General features: G+C 55.4%; 21 protein-coding genes and 1 pseudogene. 19 read left to right on the forward strand and 3 right to left on the reverse strand.

The genetic code is table 11. The features are described 5' to 3' along the window. The first annotated feature begins 67 nt into the window (after window positions 1-67). The 3 genes from glnL (at window position 68) to AUC61_RS03355 (ending at window position 3,733) form a co-directional block, all read left to right on the forward strand. On the forward strand, window positions 68-1,153 hold the full coding sequence (gene glnL / locus AUC61_RS03345) for a nitrogen regulation protein NR(II) (RefSeq protein ID WP_027902132.1): 1,086 nt from the start codon (window positions 68-70) through the stop codon (window positions 1,151-1,153). Beyond that, window positions 1,150-2,586, forward strand: a complete 1,437-nt coding sequence (gene ntrC, locus AUC61_RS03350; protein WP_027902131.1) for a nitrogen regulation protein NR(I) — start codon at window positions 1,150-1,152, stop codon at window positions 2,584-2,586. The genes glnL and ntrC overlap by 4 nt, the downstream gene beginning before the upstream one ends. 403 nt (window positions 2,587-2,989) lie before the next feature. Further along, window positions 2,990-3,733 (forward strand): SDR family oxidoreductase, encoded by a 744-nt coding sequence (locus tag AUC61_RS03355; RefSeq protein WP_243244450.1) that lies wholly within the window; start codon window positions 2,990-2,992, stop codon window positions 3,731-3,733. Window positions 3,734-4,022: 289 nt separating this feature from the next. On the opposite strand, the gene betT is transcribed toward AUC61_RS03355, so the two are convergent. Further along, complete coding sequence (gene betT, locus AUC61_RS03360) at window positions 4,023-5,978, reverse strand: choline transporter BetT (protein ID WP_243244781.1); 1,956 nt, start codon at window positions 5,976-5,978, stop codon at window positions 4,023-4,025. Window positions 5,979-6,462: 484 nt separating this feature from the next. Between betT and AUC61_RS03365 the strand changes: the two genes are divergently transcribed. The 3 genes from AUC61_RS03365 to AUC61_RS03375 all read left to right on the forward strand — a co-directional run bounded on the left by AUC61_RS03365 (window position 6,463) and on the right by AUC61_RS03375 (window position 8,767). Further along, window positions 6,463-7,518 (forward strand): polymorphic toxin type 44 domain-containing protein, encoded by a 1,056-nt coding sequence (locus tag AUC61_RS03365; RefSeq protein WP_243244451.1) that lies wholly within the window; start codon window positions 6,463-6,465, stop codon window positions 7,516-7,518. Then, window positions 7,505-7,915, forward strand: coding sequence for a hypothetical protein (locus AUC61_RS03370; RefSeq protein WP_243244452.1), 411 nt, complete (start codon window positions 7,505-7,507; stop codon window positions 7,913-7,915). Before AUC61_RS03365 ends, AUC61_RS03370 begins: the two co-directional genes overlap by 14 nt. Window positions 7,916-8,371: 456 nt before the next feature. After that, entirely contained in the window at window positions 8,372-8,767 is a 396-nt protein-coding gene (locus AUC61_RS03375; protein WP_243244453.1) for a hypothetical protein, read from the forward strand. 56 nt (window positions 8,768-8,823) lie between these two features. Here the strand turns inward: AUC61_RS03375 and AUC61_RS26475 are convergent, their stop codons facing one another. After that, the gene (locus AUC61_RS26475) at window positions 8,824-9,192 is read right to left on the reverse strand and encodes a DUF6124 family protein (RefSeq protein WP_340163285.1); all 369 of its coding nucleotides are present in this window, start codon (window positions 9,190-9,192) and stop codon (window positions 8,824-8,826) included. A 395-nt stretch (window positions 9,193-9,587) separates the two neighbouring features. Here AUC61_RS26475 and AUC61_RS03385 point away from each other — a divergent pair, with 395 nt between their 5' ends. The 4 genes and pseudogenes from AUC61_RS03385 (at window position 9,588) to AUC61_RS03395 (ending at window position 12,208) form a co-directional block, all read left to right on the forward strand. Next, window positions 9,588-10,073 carry a hypothetical protein gene (locus tag AUC61_RS03385; protein WP_243244454.1) on the forward strand — a complete coding sequence of 162 codons (486 nt, stop codon included), beginning with the start codon at window positions 9,588-9,590 and terminating at the stop codon, window positions 10,071-10,073. 3 nt (window positions 10,074-10,076) lie between these two features. Then, a pseudogene (locus AUC61_RS26555) lies at window positions 10,077-10,280 on the forward strand (PAAR domain-containing protein); the annotation flags it as partial. Window positions 10,281-10,496: 216 nt separating this feature from the next. Next, window positions 10,497-11,141, forward strand: coding sequence for a polymorphic toxin type 44 domain-containing protein (locus tag AUC61_RS03390; RefSeq protein WP_422765017.1), 645 nt, complete (start codon window positions 10,497-10,499; stop codon window positions 11,139-11,141). 662 nt (window positions 11,142-11,803) lie between these two features. Continuing rightward, window positions 11,804-12,208: a hypothetical protein gene (locus tag AUC61_RS03395; protein WP_243244455.1), complete on the forward strand. Its 405-nt coding sequence runs from the start codon at window positions 11,804-11,806 to the stop codon at window positions 12,206-12,208. A gap of 68 nt (window positions 12,209-12,276) precedes the next feature. Here the strand turns inward: AUC61_RS03395 and epsC are convergent, their stop codons facing one another. Then, the gene (gene epsC, locus AUC61_RS03400) at window positions 12,277-13,230 is read right to left on the reverse strand and encodes a serine O-acetyltransferase EpsC (protein WP_243244456.1); all 954 of its coding nucleotides are present in this window, start codon (window positions 13,228-13,230) and stop codon (window positions 12,277-12,279) included. Between the two features lie 195 nt (window positions 13,231-13,425). Here epsC and AUC61_RS03405 point away from each other — a divergent pair, with 195 nt between their 5' ends. From AUC61_RS03405 to AUC61_RS03445, 9 genes are all read left to right on the forward strand, one after another. Further along, on the forward strand, window positions 13,426-14,421 hold the full coding sequence (locus AUC61_RS03405; protein ID WP_243244457.1) for a D-cysteine desulfhydrase: 996 nt from the start codon (window positions 13,426-13,428) through the stop codon (window positions 14,419-14,421). A gap of 288 nt (window positions 14,422-14,709) precedes the next feature. Then, on the forward strand, window positions 14,710-15,507 hold the full coding sequence (tcyJ, locus tag AUC61_RS03410) for a cystine ABC transporter substrate-binding protein (RefSeq protein WP_095092907.1): 798 nt from the start codon (window positions 14,710-14,712) through the stop codon (window positions 15,505-15,507). Further along, complete coding sequence (gene tcyL, locus AUC61_RS03415; RefSeq protein WP_027899902.1) at window positions 15,504-16,172, forward strand: cystine ABC transporter permease; 669 nt, start codon at window positions 15,504-15,506, stop codon at window positions 16,170-16,172. The genes tcyJ and tcyL overlap by 4 nt, the downstream gene beginning before the upstream one ends. 3 nt (window positions 16,173-16,175) lie before the next feature. Then, the gene (gene tcyN / locus AUC61_RS03420; protein WP_243244458.1) at window positions 16,176-16,919 is read left to right on the forward strand and encodes an L-cystine ABC transporter ATP-binding protein TcyN; all 744 of its coding nucleotides are present in this window, start codon (window positions 16,176-16,178) and stop codon (window positions 16,917-16,919) included. Between the two features lie 577 nt (window positions 16,920-17,496). Next, complete coding sequence (locus AUC61_RS03425; RefSeq protein WP_243244459.1) at window positions 17,497-18,225, forward strand: hypothetical protein; 729 nt, start codon at window positions 17,497-17,499, stop codon at window positions 18,223-18,225. 434 nt (window positions 18,226-18,659) lie between these two features. Beyond that, complete coding sequence (locus tag AUC61_RS03430) at window positions 18,660-19,907, forward strand: SfnB family sulfur acquisition oxidoreductase (protein WP_243244460.1); 1,248 nt, start codon at window positions 18,660-18,662, stop codon at window positions 19,905-19,907. Window positions 19,908-19,931: 24 nt separating this feature from the next. Further along, a complete protein-coding gene (locus AUC61_RS03435; protein WP_243244461.1) occupies window positions 19,932-21,137 on the forward strand; it encodes an SfnB family sulfur acquisition oxidoreductase in 1,206 nt (401 codons plus the stop codon). Continuing rightward, window positions 21,137-22,495 (forward strand): LLM class flavin-dependent oxidoreductase, encoded by a 1,359-nt coding sequence (locus AUC61_RS03440; RefSeq protein WP_243244462.1) that lies wholly within the window; start codon window positions 21,137-21,139, stop codon window positions 22,493-22,495. Before AUC61_RS03435 ends, AUC61_RS03440 begins: the two co-directional genes overlap by 1 nt. A 139-nt stretch (window positions 22,496-22,634) precedes the next feature. Next, complete coding sequence (locus tag AUC61_RS03445) at window positions 22,635-23,423, forward strand: MetQ/NlpA family ABC transporter substrate-binding protein (RefSeq protein WP_243244463.1); 789 nt, start codon at window positions 22,635-22,637, stop codon at window positions 23,421-23,423.

The raw sequence follows: 23,423 nt of genomic DNA on the forward strand, positions 1-23,423 counted from the left end.
CCAACCAGCGCCTGTGATTCGAGGCTCACCTGGAATCGCAATGAGCCAAAAGAGGTCAAAGACTTTAATGACTATCAGCGACGCGCTGCACCGTTTGTTACTCGACAACCTGACCACTGCCACCATTCTGCTCAACGCTGATCTGCGCCTTGAGTACATGAACCCGGCAGCGGAAATGCTGCTGGCCATCAGCGGTCAGCGCAGCCATGGGCAATTCATCAGTGAGCTCTTCACTGAGTCTGCGGAAGCCTTGAGCTCTCTGCGCCAGGCCGTGGAACAAGCGCACCCTTTCACCAAGCGCGAAGCCATGCTCACTGCTTTGACTGGCCAGACACTGACCGTCGATTACGCCGTGACACCCATCCTCAGCCAGGGCGAAACCTTGCTGCTGCTAGAGGTCCATCCACGGGACCGCCTGCTGCGCATCACCAAGGAAGAAGCCCAGTTGTCCAAGCAGGAAACCACCAAGATGTTGGTGCGTGGCCTGGCTCACGAAATAAAGAACCCACTTGGCGGGATTCGCGGCGCAGCGCAACTGCTGGCGCGGGAGCTGCCCGAAGAAAGTTTGAAGGACTACACCAACGTCATCATTGAGGAAGCCGACCGCCTGAGAAATCTGGTGGACCGCATGCTCGGATCAAACAAGCTGCCATCGCTGGCCATGACTAACGTGCACGAAGTGCTTGAGCGTGTCTGCAGTCTGGTCGAAGCGGAAAGCCAAGGGTGCATCACTCTGGTGCGCGACTATGATCCAAGTATTCCCGATGTATTGATCGACCGTGAACAGATGATTCAGGCCGTGCTCAATATCGTGCGTAATGCGATGCAAGCCATCAGCAGCCAGAACGAGCTTCGCCTGGGCCGAATTAGCCTGCGTACTCGTGCGATGCGTCAGTTCACGATCGGCCATGTGCGTCACCGGCTGGTCAGCAAAATCGAAATCATCGACAACGGCCCGGGAATTCCGGCCGAGCTTCAGGAAACCATTTTCTACCCGATGGTCAGTGGCCGCCCCGACGGCACTGGACTCGGTCTTGCGATCACGCAGAACATCATTAGTCAGCACCAGGGGCTGATCGAGTGTGACAGCCATCCTGGCCATACCACCTTCTCGATCTTCCTGCCGCTGGAACAAGGAGCAGCTTCGACATGAGCCGTAGTGAAACTGTCTGGATCGTAGATGACGATCGTTCCATTCGTTGGGTTCTGGAAAAAGCCTTGCAGCAAGAAGGCATGACCACACAAAGCTTCGACAGCGCCGATGGCGTGATGAGCCGCCTGGCTCGTCAGCAACCGGACGTGATTATCTCTGACATCCGCATGCCGGGTGCCAGTGGCCTGGACCTGTTGGCGCGAATCCGCGAACAACACCCGCGCCTGCCGGTCATCATCATGACCGCCCATTCAGACCTCGACAGCGCCGTTGCCTCTTATCAGGGCGGCGCTTTCGAATACCTGCCAAAACCGTTCGACGTCGATGAAGCCGTTTCTCTGGTCAAGCGTGCCAACCTGCACGCTCAGGAACAGCAAGGCATGGACGTTGCGCCGACACTGACCCGCACCCCTGAAATCATTGGCGAAGCGCCAGCGATGCAGGAAGTGTTTCGTGCCATCGGTCGTCTCAGCCACTCCAATATCACCGTGTTGATCAACGGCGAGTCGGGCACCGGTAAAGAACTGGTTGCTCACGCCCTGCATCGTCACAGCCCTCGTTCGGCCTCGCCATTCATTGCACTGAACATGGCAGCCATTCCAAAAGACTTGATGGAATCTGAACTGTTCGGCCACGAAAAAGGCGCATTCACTGGCGCAGCGAACTTGCGTCGCGGGCGCTTTGAACAAGCGGACGGCGGCACCCTGTTCCTCGATGAAATCGGCGACATGCCTGCCGACACCCAAACCCGTCTGCTGCGAGTATTGGCTGACGGCGAGTTCTATCGCGTGGGCGGTCACACGCCGGTCAAAGTCGACGTGCGCATCATTGCGGCGACCCACCAGAATCTTGAAACACTGGTGCAGGCTGGCAAATTTCGGGAAGACTTGTTCCACCGTCTGAACGTGATTCGCATCCATATCCCGCGCATGTCGGATCGTCGCGAAGACATCCCGACTCTGGCTAAACACTTCCTCAGCCGTGCGGCTCAGGAGCTGGCGGTTGAACCGAAACTGCTCAAGGCGGAAACCGAGGAATACCTCAAACACCTGCCTTGGCCAGGTAACGTGCGTCAGCTCGAAAACACCTGCCGTTGGATCACCGTCATGGCTTCCGGCCGTGAAGTGCACATCAGCGACCTGCCGCCGGAGCTGCTGAGCCTGCCGCAAGATGCAGCGCCAGTGACCAACTGGGAACAGGCATTGCGCCAATGGGCCGATCAGGCACTGGCTCGCGGTCAATCCAGCCTTCTGGACAGTGCCGTGCCGACCTTCGAACGCATCATGATCGAAACCGCCCTCAAGCATACCGCTGGCCGTCGTCGCGACGCCGCTGTGTTGCTGGGCTGGGGCCGTAACACCTTGACTCGCAAGATCAAGGAGCTGGGCATGAAGATCGATGGTGGTGACGATGACGAGGGCGATGAAGGCTGATCAAGCCTTTCGTTCTCCCGAAAGCCCAGCGTTGCGCGAGCAGCTCTGGGCTTTTTGCATCCACACAACTGGATACCGACCCCGATTTGATTCTGCGGGAGCCGAGCTTGCTCGCGATTGCGAGCTCACTGGGCCCCCTCCTAACTGCATTGAAACGCATGGCCCTGTAGGAGCTGCCGAAGGCTGCGAAGCATTCATCCTGGCATACCGCATTCGCAGCCTTCGGCAGCTCCTACAGGGCCATGCGTTTGCTGTTATGGACACTGGGCGCCCTCCCACAGGTCAGCATCTGCCAAGCGAACGCCTTTGTTCAGATTTACCGAACAATCATGCCAATTCCCGCCTGTTTATCCCCCGCCCTCAACATGTGAAAGTAACGACACATTCAGAACGGAGGTGGACCATGACTCAGAATAACCCTCGCAAAGTCGCCATTGTCACCGGAGCCTCACGCGGTATCGGCGCTGAAATCGCCAAGCGTCTATCAGCCGACGGTTTTGCCGTCGCCGTCAATTACGCCAACAGCGCAACCGAAGCCGAGACGCTGGTCGCCAGCCTCATAGCCGACGGCGGTCAGGCGATCACCATCAAGGCCGACGTCGCCAGCGCAGCCGATGTGCGCACCCTGTTTGATCTGACCGAGCAACAACTGGGTAAAGTCGATGTGCTGGTGAACAACGCCGGCATCATGAAAACCATGCCCATCGTCGACACCAGCGACGAACTGTTCGAACAGACTTTCGCCATCAACACACGAGGCACCTTCAACACGCTACGTGAAGCCGGGGAGCGAATGAACGATGGCGGGCGGATCATCAACTTCTCCAGCTCGGCGCTGGCACTAAACATTCCCGGCTACGCGATCTACAACGCCACCAAAGCTGCGGTTGAATCATTCACTCATGTGTTCGCCAAGGAACTGCGCGGTCGCAGCATCACCGTCAACGCAGTAGCGCCCGGTCCAGTGGCTACCGAGCTGTTCCTGAATGGCAAAACTGAAGAACAGATCAAGAACTTCGCAAACATGCCGCCGCTGCAACGCCTGGGTCAGCCAGAAGACATCGCCAATGTCGTGTCCTTTCTGGCCGGGCCGGAATCAGGCTGGGTCAACGGGCAGATCCTGCGTGCCAACGGTGGGTTGGCGTAGATCGATGTGAGCCGAGTTGCTAACTCAAATCCCTGTGGGAGATTCTATGTTGGCCTGCAAACACAAATCCGTGGGAGCGAATTCATTCGCGAAAGGGCAGGTGTATACAGAGCCGTATATGGACTGAAAAACCGCCTTCACGAATGAAGCCAACCTATGGGCGGGACTTGCCCGGAATGAAAGGTGACGCGGTTTGACTTGCAACCTCGTCCAGACTTATCGCGAGCAAGCTCGGCTCCCACAGAATCTACGCAAACCTGTGGGACCGAGGTTAGATGGTCCCACTGACCTACCGCACCAAATGCAGGAACTGCATATGCCGTTCGTACTGGTCGAGGATGTCGTTGATGACCTGCTCTTTGGTGTAACCCACCAGGTCGTAATCCTGACTGCCCTCGCTCAGGTGCACTTCGGCGCGGTAATAGCGACGGTTGTTCAACTGCTTGGAACCCATCCCGCCACGCGCAAACGACGGCGTGAAGAAGCCCTTCATCATTACCTGATAAATGAACGGCCGCTCTTCGCCATGGCCAATTTCCAGGCTGACGCTGTCGTTAGCCGGATCAGGCTGAGTGATAACGTTCAGACCTTTCTCGGCAAACACCGCCGTAACGTCTTCGATCGCCGGGCGCACGGTTTGATCCAGGAAGCGGTACACCTCGTCTCGCGACGGATAATGCACGGCCTGGCTCAAGCGCTGACGCCAGCCGCCACGCCGCGCCCCGGATGCCGGTGCGAGCGAGTACAACTGCGCGATCTGTCGCTGGGACTCCATGAAGAACGCCTTGTGCAGGCCCCACATCATCAACAGCAGGATCAGCGAGAACGGCAACGACGTCAGCACCACCGCTGATTTCAGCGCATCGATGCTGCCAGAGAACAGCAAACCACTGGTCACCAGCGCAGTCGCCACACCCCAGAACACACGCAGCCATTTCGGGCCGTCTTCATCAGGGTTACCGCCTTTGGCCGACAGCGTTGAAAGCACGACAGTGCCCGAGTCTGCCGAAGTGACGAAGAACACGAAGCTGATGAACACCGTCACCGCAATAACGGTTTTGCTCCATGGATAGGTTTCCAGCAGCAAATAAAGCGTGCGTGACGGATCGTCAATGGCCGACTGACCCAGCGCGACCATGCCATGGTTGAGCACCTGATCAATGGCGCTGTTACCAAAAATAGACATCCACGCCAGGGTGAAGCCCAACGGAATCAGCAGCACCCCGAACACGAACTCACGGATGGTCCGGCCGCGAGAAATACGCGCAATGAACAGACCTACGAAAGGCGACCAGGCAATCCACCAGGCCCAGTAAAACACCGTCCAGCCACCCAGCCACTCGCTCGGTTCATCGTAGGCATACACATCAAAACTCTTGGTGGTTATCGCCCCGAGGTAATCACCGATGTTCTGTACCAAGGTGTTGAGCAGGTGCTGCGTCGGACCAGCAAACAACACAAACAGCAACAGCGCACAGGCCAGCAACATGTTGATGTCCGACATGACACGCACGCCCTTATCGACACCTGCGATCGCCACCAGAATCGCCGCGCCCATCATCAGCGTGATCAGCCCGACCTGAATCCATTGGGTATGCGGAATATCAAACAGGTAATCCAGCCCGGAATTCAGGTGCAAGACCCCAAACCCCATGTCGGCACCCAGGCCGAAAATAGTCGCGATGATGCCGAAGCCATCCACCGCATAACCGATAGGCCCGTTGATGCGTTTGCCGATCAGCGGATAAAGCGCCGAGCGCAACGCCAAGGGCAGGTTATGGCGATACGCAAAATACGCCAGCGCCATCCCCACAAACGCAAACACACCCCAGCCGTGCAAGCCCCAGTGCAGAAACAGCAACTGCATCGCCTGCCGCGCGGCTTCAGACGTACCCGCTTCGCCTTGTGGCGGCTGCAACAAGTGCGTCAGGGGTTCCGACACACAGAAGAAGAACAACGTGATGCTGATCCCGGCGGCGAAGAGCATGCCCGCCCAAGACAGATAACTGAATTCGGGTTCGTCGTGGTCGGCACCGAGCTTGATCTTGCCGTAACCAGACAAGGCGGTGACCACCACGAAGACCAGATAAATCGTCATCGCCAGCATGTAGTACCAGCCGACCGTATTGGCCGCCCAGTTCTGCGCTGCCAGCAACCACTGGCCAGCGGCCTCCGGGAAGGAAATGACTGACACACCGAACAGCAAAATAACCGTCGCCGCGAAATAAAACACCGGCGGATTCATGCGAACCATACCGCTGGACTGGCTAGCAGGTGCACTCATGAGCCATGCACCTCAAGGTCGTAGGAAAAGACGGCAACAAACGGATTAAGCAAAGGTAAGCCTCCTGTTATGAGCGGGCAGCGAACCACCGGTTTTAATTGAACAAGCGTTCAATTAAAACATGGAAGCCCCGCGACGGCTAATCGCGGGGCCAGTGGAGGCTGGCTCAAGGGAGGTTATGACGCCCGGTTCACGGGAATCGTTCCCGCTTGTCGGGTTAAAGAATGGGGCTTATTCCTACCTGCTAAGCCCACTGTTTCTGACGGCCACCTTCACGGATCTCATACCTACTTTCCGCAGCCACTCGAAGCAAAAAATGATCTTCGGGAAATACCCTTCAATCCTTTGAGATTCGCCCTACATAGCCATCCGTAACTTTCGTTTAGCGTCGGTTATCTCGCTGTGGCCATCAGTCACGCAGATGTCGTTAAACCAAAGAATCAGGATGATCGAAATGCGGACCGGCTATTACATTGGCTTAGGGGATAAAACCGACTGCGGGGGCGAAGTTCTCGATGCCGCCCCCGGCATCACTTGGAATGGCGTGATTCACGCTCGTGCAGGCGGTCCAGTCACCTGCGGAAAAGACGGAAAAACGTATCAAATCCTGGGGGGTATTCCACACTTCACCAGTGATGGAGTCCCCATAGCAGGCACACTGGACAGCGTCAGCGGTTGCCCATGTCGAGCGCAGCTAATCCCATCAGTAACTTCGGCTACGTACAGGGTTGAAACAAACACCCCAGCTCAATCGGAGCGTAGCTCCCCAACCCAATCTCGTAACTCAGTTCACCCGTCAGCAGCAAAAAAGCCCGCCCATTTCGCTGACGGCGGATCTTGCAGCCACCCGGATCGCATGGAGGAACTGGCCAGCTACATCGCCGACGAGATGAACCGCAATATCAATCACCCTTCTGTGCTGGAAATGAAGGAGCTGAATACTTACGACCCGGTGGCGGAAACCATAGAGTACATGGCACTGCCGTTTTATCGTCGCCTGGGGCAGCAACCCGATTTCCATGCGTTTGCCTTGGCTAAACAAGCTAGAGCATTTGCGTTATGGACTGAACGGGTTGGGCAGAATAGGCCTTGGGATCATAAGCCGATGATCAAATCAAAATTTGACGGCGCTTGGCAAAAACAAGGGGACCACGACTACTTTCACGATATTTGGTCGAATATTCACTACGGATACATTGGAATCGCAAGCGGGTTTTCGGAGAGCGTACTTTTTGATGGCGCGGGTGCGGAGCAAATAGTTTCAGACACGATTAGAAGAATTCAAGATAAGGAAAAATATCCGGGGCCTAGTAAAACGCCCGGTGTAGAGGGATTGAGAGCTTGGGATGACGCCCCCGACAGGGAGTCAATACAAATAGGAGTAAATCTTTACCGCCGCTATCCTTGTGGTGGAATCACATCAACGATAATCATGAAAAAAGTCTTTGAAATAGAGGTTGCTCGCTGGGTGAAGGGGATTCGGCCACATGAGTGCAAGTAAACCTTGGTATCGTTCAGTCTGGCGCGTCCTACTTCTCACCCTAACTACCTTGTACAGCTTCTGGTACATGGCAACACCAAGAGTAGGCGTTTACTACTCAGACAAGGCAGTGGGTCAGCTGGACTTCATTTGGGATACTCAACATAGTATTTACAAAGGAGAAATACCTCCTGGCGGAATAACCGGCGGTATAGGAGATATATTCCCAAACGATAAGTTTTTCATGGACTTCCATTGGACTGCCTCTAAAAAAAATCATTGCATAAGGATTAATCCAAAATGGCCAACGACCAGTATCTACATTGACGCGGACGGCAATATCGACATCACCGAAGGAAGCGGCACTGATATAGAACGATTGCGCAAATGCACGTGGAGTACCGATACGCTGCAATGAGCAGGGTTTTGGTAGTACCTATCGGCAACTGAGCATTAGGAATATAAAAAGTATGCCTGCAGATAGAAGACCAATGGATGTATGGCGGTGGGCTTTGCTAACATGCATTGTGCTATTGGTAATCTTGTACTACGCGCAGCCCCGTGTTTACATCCTCTATTCAAAGGACGGCAATAAAAACATAAGTTACATCTTGAATACAGAGCATAGGTTTGTGAAGGGCGACTTGCTTCCTGATAGAACCACAGGTGACGTCGGTCCTATCTTTGCTAGCGAAAAATTTTTCATGGAGTTTTACTGGTGGGGAGATAATGAGCGCCGGCATTGCATCAGCATCACACCAAAGTGGCCTACCACTGAAATCCATTTGGACCATAATGGCAATATCGACATTCGGCGAGAGAGCGAAACTGATGTAGATAGTTTGAAAGAGTGCCAGTTTGATTGGGCGAAACCATGAGTGCAGATAAACCTTGGTACCGTTCTTTCTGGCTTATGACACTTATCACACTACTAGGCCTTTTTACCTTTTGGTATGTGGCATTACCTAGGGTTCATGTTTACTACTCTGAGCAAGGGAGCAGTCAATTAGACTTCGTCTGGAACACCCAGAATCGAATTTACAGAGGTGAAATTCGCCCTGGAGGTGTAACTGCTGACGCTGGTCATATTTTCCCTGACGAAGAATTCCTGATGGTGCTTGATTGGACGGCGTCGAAAAGGAACCACTGCATAATGATTAATCCCCAATGGCCAACGACGAGCATTTATATCGGTGCAGACGGCAATATTGACATGAGTGAAGGCAGTGGCACGGACGTCGAAAGGTTGAGCAAGTGCCCGTGGGATTAGCGAGCCATCTAACCTCCAAACACTGAAAAACCGGGCTATCTAGCCCGGCCACCCCCCTAAACGCTCTGATTAGCGCACGATCCTCTTGTCTCAAGCCGTGCCAAAGAATGATCAATAACACTCCGTGCCATATCGACCAGATGCAATACCGACATCGCCAGAAGCCGGTCCGCACCACTCAGGCGATCACCGCTCTCATAGGCGGTGACGGCTGCACATTGCAGCAGGTGAGAAGCGTGATTCAAGGACTCCTCCATATTCGAAGGAGAAGCGTCTGTGAGTTGGATCATGATTGAATTCCCTGACTCTAGAAAAAATGACCGCCAGGTATCGCTACTAAACGATAAGGGTGGCAGCTGTGCGAAGGTTAGTAGACCGGGAGTCAGCACCGGCGCGCTCGAAAGCGCCCTGCGCACAGCCGCCATAAAATGGACGTAAAAAACGTCTGCTTCAAGGTTGAGTGCTGCACGACTGACTACCTGGGCTACTAAACCCAATCGCTGACATTGCAGCGACCGAGGCACCTTAGTAGCCGAACTCGTCAGCCGCAAGTGGGCGGGATTGTCTAGGAAACTTCACTCAAGAAAAAGAGAAATGTAGCGCGGGCACCGTGGGCGATTGCCTGCAAATTTGGCTAATGCCCTCGCCCGCCTCTCTCAAACAAAGCTTCCAAGCCCAATAAAACGTTTCCGAGAACCATCCTTCAACCCTTTGAGATTCGCCCTACATAGCCATCCGTAACTTTCGTTTAGCGTCGGTTATCTCGCAGTGGCCACCAGTCACGCAGATGTCGTTAAACCAAAGAATCGGGATGAATCCTATGAGCACCGCCGCACTTCAGTCGTACACCAACGAATTCACACCGGAATTGCTCCGCTCTCTGGACGTGTCGCCCTTCTCCGAGCAACAGCTGGCCGAGTTCAGCGAAGAGGCCTTGAACTGCGTTCGCGAGCAGCAGGCATATCGAAAAGCGCATCCTCCTGTCGCCATTTACCGCTTTGCAACCGAAGGCAGCCAAACCCGCGATGGCGGAGTCATTGAACAGACAAATTCATCAATGACGATAGTAGTGAATAACGGCCAACAGGTTCGGGTCGCCCACAAAGGTGATTACGCCGTGTACCCCGATGGCCGCAGAGCAAAGATCGTGACTGGGGCGGGAAACGCGAATAGCGACTTTGCATTGGTCGGCAGCGTGCTGAGTAATGGCGACAAGATCATCAACACACCACAACACATCGCCTTGTTTCTGCAACGGGACGGCGAACCGCTGGAAGTAGATTTCCTTCCGGTTGTGAAGGCCTGACTTATGGCTAGGGGTTATTTCATTCGCGAGGGCGACAAGACTTCATGCGGTGGAGTCGTACTAGCAGGAGACGGCCGCACCACCATGATGGGTTTCAATCATGCCCGGGAAGGCGATCCAGTTACATGCGGCGTAGACGGCCAAGCCTACAAAATCGTAGGCGGTATTGGATTCATCGACAGCAACGGCAGGTCTCCGGCAGGAACGCTGGACAGCACTAGTTCGTGCCCCTGCCGCTCTCAGCTCATTAACTCGCTAGGTCACTCTTACGAAAAAGCAGACAAGCCCACGGCCCGAGCACCTGCTAGAGCTTCGGCTCAACCGCAGCCCCGCGCGGACAGTCAGCCTGCATCTGCGCCTCAGATAATTGACCCCGTCCCCCCGCCTCCTACCAACCCCAAAACCTGCAATCACCCGGATCGCATGGAGGAACTGGCCGCTTATATTGCTGATGAGATGAATCGCAATATTAACCACCCCTCGGTTCTGGAAATGAAAGAACTGAATAGCTATGACGCAGGGGCAGAAACCAGAGAATACATGGCACTGCCGTTTTATAAGCGGTTGGGGACGCAACCAGACTTCCATACCTTTGCCTTGGCCAAACAAGCTAGGGCGTTTGCACTGTGGACTGAGTGGGTTGGGCAGAATAGGCCTTGGGATCACAAGCCGAAAATCAAGGAAAAGTTTGGCGACTATTGGCATAAGCAAGGCGACTACGTGTATTACTATGACATTTGGTCAAACATCCATTATGGATATATCGGGATCGCTGCAGGTTTTTCAGAAGCTGTTTTATTAGATGGAGCAGGGGCAGAGCAAATAATTTCAGATGCAGCACGAAAGCTATCAGACTGGGAAAACAAGCCAAGCCCTCATCGATCGGCGGACATTACTGGACTGAGAGCCTGGGATGATATCCCAGACAGAAAATCAATTATTATTGGAATGAATTTATTTAGATCTTATGCAAACGGTGGAGTTACAGCTAGAGCTATTATGAATGAGGTACTGGCAGGTAATCGCGCTGAATGGGGAGCAGGTATAGAGGCTCACAAGTGTGAATAGGCCTCGCCACCTCTACCTTAAACGCAGGTTCATAACAGCACTACTAATCATATATCTCGCTTGGTACGTAAGCGTGCCTCGAGTAAAGATTTATTTTTCGGAAAAAGGGAGTGGGGAGCTAAAATTCGTATTAAACACTGAACACGATATTTTCAGATGGAAAATATCTCCAGGTGACTCTACAGGTGGGCCGGCTCGTCTTTTCGCAGACGATAGCTTTTTTATGCAGTTTGACTGGAGCAATCTAGACAAAACTCGATGTGTCCTAATACAACCTAAATGGCCGACTACCAAGATATATATCGGAGCTGACGGAGAAATTGACAAAGGCCCCGACAGCGGTACTGATGTCGGCCATTTGAGTACTTGTCCAGCAAGATAGAACAAGAGGGCGAGCGAGCCGGGCTCATTTAGCCCGGCAGAATGTACCCTAGCGTCCCAGCCACTATTAAATCCAACGCTTTACCGATACAGAAGCCGCGCCCATCACCACTAATAAAACTCAAGAAGGATTTATAAAATGGTAGCTCATCCCGTTGTTACCCGTAATGGCTTTTATTCTATGGTCTACCGCATTACCCGGAGTAACCGTACATTGCCCAAAGAAGCCCAAGAAGAGTTGAGCTACATGACTGCTACAAAAATGAACTAGGTAACTCCATATGAAGTTACTGGGCAAAGCCTTAACCGCGATGATTCTAATATTTTTCATTTGGTACATGTCGGTGCCAATAGCGACGCTGCATTACCCCGAAGATGGGGTAGATGAAATTAACTACCGCTGGAATACCCACCATAGGATCTACCGAGGCGGTCTTTATCCGGGTGAAAAAGCGACTGAACCGGGAGAGCTCTTCCCCAAGGACGGTTTTTTCATGGTAGTAGAATGGTGGAAAAATCGAGTGTACTGGGGGTGCGCCAAGGTTAGCCCTAGATGGTATGGCACAGACGTACACCTAGATAAAAACGGCGATTTGGACATCCACCCGGAAGGCCCGACAGACCTGGAGCGGGTCAAGCTATGCACTGATCCACCGGCCGCTGACATTGCCTGCTACCCATGCTGAAGCACCGCTGAGCGCGGGAGTGTGAGCAAAGCTCGGTCCCGCGTTTGGGCTAGAACACTTTCAGCCCGCTACTTCTGACTCCCATCATCCTGCTGCAACAAATTCGCCTGAGTCAGGTTGCAACCCGCCGGCACACTTCGCGTCAGCCAGACGTTGCCGCCAATAGTGGAGCCTTTACCAATCGTGATGCGGCCCAGAATCGTCGCGCCAGCGTAGATAACCACGTCGTCTTCAACGATGGGGTGGCGGGCGTGGCCTTTTTGCAGTTGGCCGTCTTCGTCTGCCGGGAAGCGTTTGGCGCCCAGGGTGACGGCCTGGTAGATGCGCACTCGCTCGCCAATGATGGCGGTTTCGCCGATGACGACGCCTGTACCGTGATCGATGAAGAAGCTCGGGCCAATCTGCGCGCCGGGATGGATGTCGATACCGGTGGCGGAGTGGGCGATTTCCGAGCTGATCCGCGCCAGCAATGGCAGACCTGCGCGATACAGATGATGGGCGATGCGATGGTGGATGACGGCCAGAATACCGGGATAGCACAGCAGCACTTCGTCAACGCTGCGGGCCGCCGGGTCGCCGTGATAAGCGGCGAGCACGTCACTGTCGAGCAGCGTGCGCATCTGCGGCAAGGCACGGGCAAAGCCCTGAATCAGGTCCAGTGCCTGCTTATCCAGCGCACGAACGTCTTCAGAGCGTTGGTGTGCGACGTAGCGCAGTTCCAGTCGAGCCTGAGCCAGCAGCGCGTTAAGCGCCACGTCGAGCGTATGGCCGACGTAGAAGTCCTCGCTCTCTTCGCGAAGGTCCACCGGCCCCAGACGCATCGGGAACAGCGCCCCACACAGCGCCTCAAGAATGTCACGCATGGCAGCCCTGGAGGGCAGCTCTCGGCCGCCATGCTCGCCGCTGACGCGCTTGTTACGTGCACGCCAGTCATCACGTGCAGTGCGCAACTCACTGACGATCTGCTGTAACTGCCAGTGACTGGATCGGCCTTCGGCGGATGCCTCTGGGATATCACTCACGCTGACTTCTCCTCGGTTCAGGGTACGGCCTTATAGCGCTGGCCGCTTATGCGGCCACTCTACGGCAAAGATTTCAGCCCAAAAAATAACAATTTGAGTAGGACATCTGCTCTGAGGGCATAAGCAGCAAGAAGTTGCCCTGTAGGAAGCGTCTGCTTATAGTCCTGCGACTCTCTGTACGGCTTACTAATTCTCATGATCAAACAACAGCTCGCTCAATTTAATCGCCTGGACTTGATCGGTGCCCCAACCGCACTGGAAAAACTGGAGCGCCTGTCGGTCTGGGCGGGCCGCGACATCTATATCAAGCGCGACGACACCACGACACTGGCACTGGGCGGCAACAAGGTTCGCAAGCTGGAATACCTCGCCGCCGATGCGCTCGCGCAAGGTGCCGACACGCTGATTACAGCTGGCGCGATTCAGTCCAACCATGTGCGCCAAACTGCGGCGCTGGCCGCTCGTTTGGGTCTGGGCTGTGTGGCGCTACTGGAAAACCCGATCGCCACCGAAGACAGCAGTTATCTGCACAACGGCAATCGCCTGTTGCTGGACTTGTTCGACGCCAAGGTCGAGATGGTCGAAAACCTCGACAACGCCGACGAGCAGTTACACGCACTCGCAGCACGCCTGCGTGCCAGCGGTAAAAAACCTTATCTGGTTCCGATTGGCGGTTCCAGCCCTGTCGGGGCGCTGGGCTATGTACGTGCTGGCTTTGAGCTGGCGGAGCAAATCAAACAGACCGGTCTGGATTTCGCCGCTGTCGTTCTGGCATCAGGCAGTGCGGGCACTCACAGCGGCCTGGGCCTTGCACTGGCGGAAGCGTTGCCGCAGTTACCTGTGATCGGCGTAACGGTGTCGCGCCCTGAAGAAACTCAGCGCCCGAAAGTGCAGAGCCTTGCCGAACGCACAGCCGAGCTACTGGGTGTAGCGCTGCCCGACGCTTTTAACGTGGAGCTATGGGACGAGTATTTCGGCCCGCGCTATGGCGAGCCGAATGCCGGCACCTTGTCTGCTATTAAATTGGTCGCCAGTCAGGAAGGCCTGTTGCTGGACCCGGTCTACACCGGTAAGGCCATGGCCGGGCTACTGGATGGCATCGGTCGTGGACGCTTTGATGACGGCCCGCTGATTTTCCTGCACACCGGTGGTGCGCCTGCGCTGTTTGCTTATCCGGGTGTGTTTGCTTGAACACTGAAGCTTGACGCTGCGTCTGTAGGAGCTGCCGAAAGCTGCGATAGCGGAGTGTCAGACATTGACCTTCGCAGTCTTCGGCAGCTCCTACAAGAACGCGATTGATTATTCAAAAATCGAATATGAATCAGGTTTTTAGTTATTTTGAACCATAAGCAGCTGCTTTTATGATCGCCGCCAGCACGGATCAAAGCGCTGAAAAAGCTGGATAAACATCCGCTGCCAACGTAGCGTTCGTCAGGTCCGATTCTTGCCTGAAACCAAACAACTTAAATGGGGCTAGTCATGATTATTTCTGCCATTCGGCGCACCGTTCTACTTTCCACCCTGGGCCTGGTGCTCGGTTCTGGCTTGATGGGTCAAGCAGTTGCCGGTGAGCAACTGGATCAGATCAAAAAGGCCGGCACGATCAAAGTAGGCCTTGAAGGCACCTACCCTCCTTTCAGCTTCCAGGATGAAAGCGGCAAGCTGACCGGTTTCGAGGTCGAGTTCTCCGAAGCGCTGGCCAAAGAACTGGGCGTCAAGGTGCAACTGCAGGCAACCCCATGGGCAGGTATTCTGGCCGCTCTGGAGTCCAAGCGTCTGGACGTGGTGATCAACCAAGTCACCATCTCGGAAGAGCGCAAGAAGAAGTATGACTTCTCCGAGCCGTACACCATCTCCGGTATTCAGGCACTGGTACAGAAGAAAGACGCCGACAAATTCAAAACCGCAGCCGACCTCAAAGGCGCCAAAGTGGGCGTTGGCCTCGGCACCAACTATGAGCAATGGTTGAAAGAAAACGTACCGGCCGCCATCGTCAAAACCTACGACGATGATCCGACCAAATATCAGGACCTGCGCGTAGGCCGCATCGACGCCATTCTGGTTGACCGCCTGGCCGCGCTGGAGCTGATCGCCAAAACCAAGGACAGCCTGGCTGTTTCCGGCGAACCCTTCTCCCGTCAGGAGTCCGGCATTGCCATCCGTAAAGGCGAGCCTGAACTGGTTGCGGCCATCAACAAGGCCATCGACAAACTGCGCGCTGACGGCACCCTCGCCAAGTTGTCGCAAAAGTACTTCCAGGCTGACGTGACCAAATGATTGAAGAGGGTCTGAAGCTTGCGCTGGACTCCGCGCCCTTTCTGATAAAGGGCGCGTACTACACGATATTCCTGAGCCTGGGCGGTATGTTTTTCGGCCTGCTGCTAGGCTTCGGGCTGGCGCTCATGCGCTTGTCACCGCTGATGCTGCTACGCGGCATCGCCCGGGTTTACGTGTCGTTCTTTCGCGGCACGCCGTTGCTGGTTCAACTGTTCATGATCTATTACGGCTTGCCGGAACTGGGCATCGAACTGGATCCTTTGACCGCTGCGCTGATCGGTTTCTCGCTGAACATGGGCGCGTATGCCTGTGAAATCCTGCGCGCCGCGATAGCCTCGGTGGATCGCGGCCAATGGGAAGCAGGTGCGAGTATCGGTATGACCCGTGCGCAAATCATGCGTCGGGCCATTCTGCCTCAAGCTGCCCGCACTGCGTTGCCGCCACTGGGCAACAGCTTTATCTCGCTGGTCAAAGACACCGCCCTGGCGGCCACTATTCAGGTGCCGGAGCTGTTCCGTCAGGCACAGCTGATTACCGCCCGCACATTCGAAATTTTTACCATGTACCTGGCTGCCGCCTTGATCTACTGGATCCTGGCCACGGCGCTTTCATACCTGCAGAACCGTCTGGAAGAGAGAGTCAACCGCCATGATGTGGAGTCTTGAAGCATGATCGTGGTTGAAAAACTCACCAAGGAATTCAAGGGTCAACAAGTGCTCAAAGGCATCGACCTGAAGGTCGAGGCCGGCGAAGTCGTGGCGATCATCGGCCCTAGCGGTTCGGGTAAAACCACCCTGCTGCGCTGCCTGAATTTTCTCGAAGAGCCCACCAGCGGCAAGATCGTCGTGGGTAATATCGAAATCGACAGCAACCGCCCGCTGAGCAAGCAGCAAAACCTGATCCGTGAATTGCGCCAGCATGTCGGTTTTGTGTTCCAGAACTTCAATCTGTTCCCACACCGCACCGCGCTGGAAAACGTCATCGAAGGCCCGGTGGTGGTCAAGAAGATGCCGCTTGAGAAGGCGACAGGATTGGGTCGGCAATTGCTGGCCAAAGTGGGCCTGGCAGGGAAGGAAGATGCCTACCCGCGGCGTTTGTCCGGAGGTCAACAGCAACGCGTGGCCATTGCTCGCGCACTGGCCATGGAGCCGGAAGTCATTCTGTTCGACGAACCCACTTCAGCGCTGGACCCTGAACTGGTGGGTGAAGTGCTGACGACCATTCGCGCCCTGGCGGAAGAAAAGCGCACGATGGTTATCGTCACCCACGAAATGAACTTCGCTCGGGACGTAGCCAACCGCGTGGTGTTTATCGACAAAGGCGTAATTGTTGAACAGGGAGACGCGAAAGAGTTGTTCGAAAACCCTCGCGAAGAAAGAACAAGGCAGTTTCTGGAGCGAAGCCGCACCTGATCCTACAGAGTAATACCCAGAAACCAGCGCCCTCTGGCGCTGTTTCTATTCGCCTTACATTTGTACATCAATCAATCGATCAAACTCGCCGCTGATCCATTCGCCTCACCGCCGAAAAACCATCAAGAAAACCGAACGTAGCCCTCTCCTTCATTACCCTCAATAAGAGTGAAGGCGCGGCCTTCGCTCGCGCGGGCCTTTGTCCGCTTTGTCAGCTAGCAGGTTTTTATTCACGACAAACATAACCTTATATTTCTGCAGGTAGGACTGACCAAGCCGCGACGGTAAACAGTTCGTATAAATCACGTAGGAATAATCTTATTTATTCGCATGCCCAACATTCAACTCATTCGCGCCTTGACAGTTATGCGTAAACCACATTAGCTCAAGAACAACAGAAACGTTCAACACCCCGAAGTAGTTGCAAGAGGGATTTCCCGACACTTTGTAATGCTTCCCATAAGCCCGAACTATACGTTAACTATCTACAGGCTGACTCAGGGAAACTTCCAATGATCCGATCAATGATTTTGTTACAACTAACAATAACCCATTCAATAATGACGGGCATTCAGACATGACTCACACTATCGGCAAACCAGGCAGTCAAAAACTGTTCCCACCTTACGTCCCGCAAGCCCACAGGCACGGCGTCGGCATCCGTGCGGCCGCCCACTTGCTGGTCAACATTGATCCCTACCCGAACATGGAGGCAGGCGATCTGATCGAATTATTCTGGGGTGGCAGTTACGTGGCATCCAAAGTTCTGGACAGGTCTGACGTTGGCTACACCATGGTCCTGCGCGTACCGGAAAGCTTCCTGCAAAGCGGCACGATCAAGACCTACTACCGGCTTATGAAAATCGGTGGCATCCCCATCAACTCGCCCTGCCGCAGGCTCAGGGTGAAGCTGGACATGCCCGGTGGCCTGTTGATCAATGACAGCTGCGAGGAGAACCAAGGGCTTGCTCCGGTCTCGCTGCCGGATACTGTCATCCGCAATGGTCTGTTCACCAGCGATGTCAAAAAAGGCCTGCCACTGTCGATTGAGCCCTATCTGAATATGGCGCCCTGGGATGAAATCACCCTGCGCTGGGGCGATCTACGCATGGATCTGGAGCCGCTGGATGCAGACAACGTTGGCAAGCCCATCAAGCTACTCGTGCCCGCAACATTGATTCGCGAGGCCGGTGATGAACCGAAACTGGAGGTGACCTATTGCGTTATTGATCGAGTTGGCAATAACTCTCGATGGGCCCCGCCGCGAGAAATCAGTGTCAGCACCCTGGATAATCATATGGGGTAAAGCTGAACACTTTTCAAACCATGCCAATATGCGAAGTGACTATAATTTCGCGTATTGGCTGACGTTGTTAAATGTCAACTCGCTCACAAAGAAGGAGCTCTCAAGATTATTCCTACGAAATTTTGCATACCTGCCTACAACTGCACCTAATTAAATGATCCCGCGACTGACTAGGCTTTCTGAGTGACCTTTCACCACTCGGGACCGCTTTCATGAACGTCAGTAAACCTTTCAAAATCTGCATCCTCATTGTGCTGCTCGGAACATGCGTGACCTATGCACAAACCGCCTGAACAGCTGAGCTGTTCGTCTTCTATGCTTATTCCAAAATATTCGTATATTTAATTTTTTTGTCGCTTTAGGGTATATGCACCGGACCACCGGACATCGTGTTTTTTTCTCGCTCTCTGCAAGGGCGTTTCTGCGAGGTTTGAATGGTCGTTTCAACGTCTCACACCCCCTTGATCGAATACGGTTCGGACATCGCACCGCCGCTGCATCCTGCGCGGATATTACAGAATGACGCCCAGGCCATAGACGCCGCGCATGCGCTGGCTGCACAAGCCCGTTTAAACGCTGCAGAGCGTGATGCGCAACGTCAGCTTCCCTGGTCGCAGATCGAAGCGTTCACCCGTAGCGGACTGGGCAATATCTCCATTCCCCGCGCTTACGGCGGCCCGCAGGTCTCGTTCGTCACCATCGCTGAAGTTTTCAAAATCATCTCTGCGGCTGATCCCGCCTTGGGCCAAATCCCACAAAACCAGTTCGGCATCATTCACCTGTTGCTGGGCAGCGCTAACGAGCAACAGAAAAAGACATTGCTCAAAAGCGTGCTCGACGGCTGGCGGATCGGGAATGCCGGGCCTGAGCGGGGGACCAAAAATACCCTGGAGCTCAAGGCCCGCATCACGAATCACAAAGGACGCCTGGTCATCAACGGCCAGAAGTTTTACTCCACCGGCGCGTTGTTCGCACACTGGGTAGCAGTCAAGGCGCTGAACGATCAAGGGCAGCAAATCATGGCCTTTGTGCCACGCGGCAGCGCGGGCCTGCGCATCGTCGATGACTGGTCTGGCTTCGGCCAACGCACCACAGCCAGCGGCACGGTTCTGCTGGAAAATGTAGAGGTGCACAGCGAACTGGTTGTCGAAAACTGGCGGCTGTCGCTGACTCCCAATATTCAGGGCGCAGTCTCGCAATTGATCCAGGCAGCGATCGACGCAGGCATTGCCCGTGGCGCCATCGACGACACCATCGAGTTTGTGCGCGAACGTTCGCGCCCTTGGGTTGACGCTCAGGTAGAGCGTGCCAGCGATGATCTTTATGTGATCGCCGACATCGGCAAACTCAAGCTGGAGCTGCATGCGGCTGAAGCGCTGCTGCGTGAAGCAGCAAAAGTCCTTGATGAGGTCAACGCCGGTGCCATCGACGAATTCTCCGCTGCGCGCGCATCCATCGCAGTCGCCCGCGCCAAAGTCCTGACAACTGAAGTGTCACTGCTGGCCAGCGAGAAACTGTTCGAACTGGCAGGCAGCCGCGCCACCCTCGCTGAGTTCAACCTCGACCGGCACTGGCGCAATGCTCGCGTCCACACCCTCCATGACCCCGTGCGCTGGAAATACCACGCCATCGGCGCGTGGCACCTCAACGGCACCTTGCCTGCCCGCCATTCGTGGATTTAAACCAGACCACTGGAGTACAGCGTCATGAGTTTGCATTCCCCACTACGGGAACGTGCTGCACTCATCGAAAACGATGAGCAAGCCCTGCACATTGCCCAGGAACTGGCCACGCACTTCAAACGGGAAAGCGCGGTACGTGATCAGCAGCGTCGGCTACCCCATGCCGAACTGGATCTTTTCAGCACCTCCGGCCTGTGGGGCATCAGTGTGCCCAAGGCCTTTGGCGGCGCGGGCGTGTCGAACGTCACGCTGGCAAAAGTTATCCGCCTGATCGCCGAGGCGGATGGGTCTTTGGGGCAAATCCCGCAGAACCATTTTTATGCACTGGAAGTGCTGCGGGTGAACGGTACTGAGGATCAGCAGAAGCGCCTGTATGCCGAAGCGTTGGCCGGGTTGCGCTTCGGCAATGCGCTGGCTGAGCTGGGTACCAAAACAGCCCACGACCGCACCACTCGCCTGAGTCGCGACGGCGAAGGCTATCGCATCAACGGCCGTAAGTTTTACTCCACTGGCGCACTGTATGCGCAGCGCATTCCCACTTCAGTGATCGACGAAAATGGCGTCCAGCAGTTGGCATTCGTGCCCGCTGACAGTGAAGGCCTGACAGTGATCGATGACTGGAGCGGCTTCGGGCAGCGCACCACCGGCAGCGGTTCGGTGGTCTTTGAGAACGTCTATGTGGATGCTGCTGATGTGGTGCCCTTCCAGAGCGCTTTTGAACGGCCCACCACCGTTGGGCCATTGGCACAGATCCTTCATGCGGCTATCGACACCGGCATCGCCCGCGCGGCCTTCGAAGATGCTCTGCATTTCGTTCGTACGCGCACACGCCCGTGGATCGACTCAGGCATCGAAAAAGCCGTAGACGACCCGCTGACCCTGAGCAGCTTCGGCAAACTGAGCATTCGTCTGTATGCCGCAGAAGCGCTGCTGGATCGTGCCGGGGAGTATCTGGATATCGCCCAGGCCGACAGCAACGCCGAGAACGTCGCCGCCGCTTCAATTGCCGTCGCCGAAGCCCGCGCCATCAGCACTGAAATCTCACTCGCGGCAGGCAGCACGTTGTTCGAACTGGCGGGCAGCCAGGCCACTCTGGCCGAGCATGGCCTTGATCGGCACTGGCGCAACGCGCGCGTCCACACGCTGCACGACCCGGTGCGCTGGAAGTACCACGCCATCGGCAATTACTACCTGAACGACAAAAACCCTCCGCTGCGGGGGACGATCTGATGGCGAAGAAAAAGATCCTGCTCAATGCCTTCAACATGAACTGCATTGGCCACATCAATCATGGTTTGTGGACTCATCCACGGGATAACTCGACCCAATACAACACACTCGAATACTGGACCGAACTGGCGCAACTGCTGGAGCGTGGACTGTTCGATGGCTTGTTCATCGCCGACATCGTTGGCGTGTATGACGTCTATCAGAACTCGGTGGATGTGACGCTCAAAGAGTCCATCCAGTTGCCGGTCAATGATCCGCTACTGCTGGTATCAGCCATGGCCGCAGTCACCAAAAACCTCGGCTTCGGCCTGACCGCCAACCTGACCTACGAAGCGCCTTATCTGTTCGCCCGACGCATGTCGACGCTCGATCACCTGAGCCGGGGCCGGGTGGGCTGGAACATCGTTACCGGTTATCTGGACAGCGCTGCGCGGGCCATGGGCCTGACCGAGCAAGTCGAGCATGACCGGCGCTACGATCAGGCCGACGAATACCTGCAAGTGCTCTACAAACTCTGGGAAGGCAGTTGGGAAGACGATGCGGTCATCAACGACCGCGAGCAGCGGGTTTACGCCCAGCCGGACAAGGTTCACAAGGTCCGCCACAGAGGCGAGTTCTATCAGGTCGAGGGCTATCACCTGTGCGAACCGTCCACCCAGCGCACGCCGGTGCTATTTCAGGCGGGCAGCTCGGAGCGCGGCCTGCAGTTCGCCGGGCAGCATGCCGAGTGCGTGTTCATCAGCGGCCAGAACAAGGCCGCGACCCGGGAGCAGGTCGACAAGGTGCGTGACAGCGCCGCAGCAGCTGGCCGTAATTCTGAAGACATCAAAGTGTTCATGGGCCTGAACGTGATTGTCGGCAAGACCGAAGCCGAGGCGCGGGCCAAGCTTGCGGAGTATCGCGAATTCGCCAGCGCCGAAGCCGGTGTCGCACATTTTGCCGCTTCAACCGGCATCGACTTCTCTCAGTACGAGCTGGATGAGCCTATTCAGTACGTGAAGAGCAACGCCATTCAATCGGCGACCAAGAACCTCAAGAACAACGACTGGACCCGGCAGAAACTGCTCGATCAACACGCGTTGGGCGGACGCTACATCACCTTGGTCGGGTCGCCTGAACACGTCGCGGACGAACTGGAATCCTGGATCGCCGAAACCGGTCTGGACGGCTTCAACCTGACCCGCATCGTCACCCCGGAAAGCTACATGGATTTCATCGACCTGGTGATCCCCGAGCTGCAACGCCGCGGCTCATACAAAACCGCTTACGACACCGGCAGCCTGCGGGAAAAGTTATTTCCCGAAGGCGGCGCGCGGTTGCCAGAGCAGCATGTCGGAGCGAGCTACCGGTCCCACTGAATGGCGCGAAACCTGTGGGAGCGGTGCTTGCCCGCGATGGCCTGGAAACCCAATCGCAGGCAAGCCTCGCTCCCACAATGGAATGCGATCAAACCAACAAACAACACAACTAACCCCTGCAACACACCGGACACTCACCATGAAAAAACTCATCAGCACCCTGGCCCTGAGCCTGTTGACCCTCACCGCCCATGCCGCCGACGCGCCGTTGAAAGTCGGTACCACCGCCGCCTTCGCCATTCCGCTCGAAGCCGCTGTTCAGGAAGCCGCCAAGCAAGGCCTGAAGGTCGAGCTGGTGGAGTTCACCGACTGGATCGCGCCAAACGTCAGCCTCGCGGCGGGCGATATCGACGTGAACTACTTCCAGCACATTCCGTTTCTGACCAACGCCAAAGAAGCCGCCGGGTTTGACTTGGTGCCTTACGCGCCGGGGATCATCAATAACGTCGGCTTGTACTCCAAGAAGTACAAAAGTTTTGATGAACTGCCAACCGGCGCCACCGTGGCCATCGCCAACGACCCGATCAACAGCGGTCGCGGTCTGCAACTGCTGGCCAAGGCTGGTTTGATCACCCTCAAGCAAGGCGTGGGTTACAAAGCCACCGAAGAAGACATTGTCGATAACCCGAAAAAGATAAAGATCATTCAGGTCGAGGCTGTACAACTGGTTCGCGCCTACGACGACGCTGATCTGGTTCAGGGTTATCCGGCCTATATTCGCCTGTCAAAAACCTTCGATGCAGAATCGGCGATCCTCTTTGATGGCCTTGATCACCCGGAATACGTCATCCAGTTCGTGATCAAGCCGCAGAGCAAAGACGATCCACGCCTGGCCAAATTCATCGACATCTACCAGCACTCGCCAGTCGTGCGCGCCACTCTGGACAAGGTCAACGGCAAGCTCTACCAAGCCGGCTGGGAAGGTTGA

The sequence above is a fragment of the Pseudomonas maioricensis genome, assembly GCF_022790535.1.
GTDB lineage: Bacteria > Pseudomonadota > Gammaproteobacteria > Pseudomonadales > Pseudomonadaceae > Aquipseudomonas > Aquipseudomonas maioricensis.

What these genes read in the sequence shown, in the direction of transcription:
- AUC61_RS03385 (WP_243244454.1), top strand. Translation starts at nt 9,588, where the DNA reads ATGAGCACCGCCGCACTTCAGTCGTACACCAACGAATTCACACCGGAA.
- AUC61_RS26475 (WP_340163285.1), bottom strand. Translation starts at nt 9,192, where the DNA reads ATGGCGGCTGTGCGCAGGGCGCTTTCGAGCGCGCCGGTGCTGACTCCC.
- AUC61_RS03390 (WP_422765017.1), top strand. Translation starts at nt 10,497, where the DNA reads ATGGAGGAACTGGCCGCTTATATTGCTGATGAGATGAATCGCAATATT.
- AUC61_RS03440 (WP_243244462.1), top strand. Translation starts at nt 21,137, where the DNA reads ATGGCGAAGAAAAAGATCCTGCTCAATGCCTTCAACATGAACTGCATT.
- AUC61_RS03355 (WP_243244450.1), top strand. Translation starts at nt 2,990, where the DNA reads ATGACTCAGAATAACCCTCGCAAAGTCGCCATTGTCACCGGAGCCTCA.
- AUC61_RS03425 (WP_243244459.1), top strand. Translation starts at nt 17,497, where the DNA reads ATGACTCACACTATCGGCAAACCAGGCAGTCAAAAACTGTTCCCACCT.
- tcyL (WP_027899902.1), top strand. Translation starts at nt 15,504, where the DNA reads ATGATTGAAGAGGGTCTGAAGCTTGCGCTGGACTCCGCGCCCTTTCTG.
- AUC61_RS03435 (WP_243244461.1), top strand. Translation starts at nt 19,932, where the DNA reads ATGAGTTTGCATTCCCCACTACGGGAACGTGCTGCACTCATCGAAAAC.
- ntrC (WP_027902131.1), top strand. Translation starts at nt 1,150, where the DNA reads ATGAGCCGTAGTGAAACTGTCTGGATCGTAGATGACGATCGTTCCATT.
- betT (WP_243244781.1), bottom strand. Translation starts at nt 5,978, where the DNA reads ATGAATCCGCCGGTGTTTTATTTCGCGGCGACGGTTATTTTGCTGTTC.
- AUC61_RS03430 (WP_243244460.1), top strand. Translation starts at nt 18,660, where the DNA reads ATGGTCGTTTCAACGTCTCACACCCCCTTGATCGAATACGGTTCGGAC.
- AUC61_RS03405 (WP_243244457.1), top strand. Translation starts at nt 13,426, where the DNA reads ATGATCAAACAACAGCTCGCTCAATTTAATCGCCTGGACTTGATCGGT.
- AUC61_RS03445 (WP_243244463.1), top strand. Translation starts at nt 22,635, where the DNA reads ATGAAAAAACTCATCAGCACCCTGGCCCTGAGCCTGTTGACCCTCACC.
- tcyN (WP_243244458.1), top strand. Translation starts at nt 16,176, where the DNA reads ATGATCGTGGTTGAAAAACTCACCAAGGAATTCAAGGGTCAACAAGTG.
- AUC61_RS03395 (WP_243244455.1), top strand. Translation starts at nt 11,804, where the DNA reads ATGAAGTTACTGGGCAAAGCCTTAACCGCGATGATTCTAATATTTTTC.
- glnL (WP_027902132.1), top strand. Translation starts at nt 68, where the DNA reads ATGACTATCAGCGACGCGCTGCACCGTTTGTTACTCGACAACCTGACC.
- AUC61_RS03365 (WP_243244451.1), top strand. Translation starts at nt 6,463, where the DNA reads ATGATCGAAATGCGGACCGGCTATTACATTGGCTTAGGGGATAAAACC.
- AUC61_RS03370 (WP_243244452.1), top strand. Translation starts at nt 7,505, where the DNA reads ATGAGTGCAAGTAAACCTTGGTATCGTTCAGTCTGGCGCGTCCTACTT.
- AUC61_RS03375 (WP_243244453.1), top strand. Translation starts at nt 8,372, where the DNA reads ATGAGTGCAGATAAACCTTGGTACCGTTCTTTCTGGCTTATGACACTT.
- tcyJ (WP_095092907.1), top strand. Translation starts at nt 14,710, where the DNA reads ATGATTATTTCTGCCATTCGGCGCACCGTTCTACTTTCCACCCTGGGC.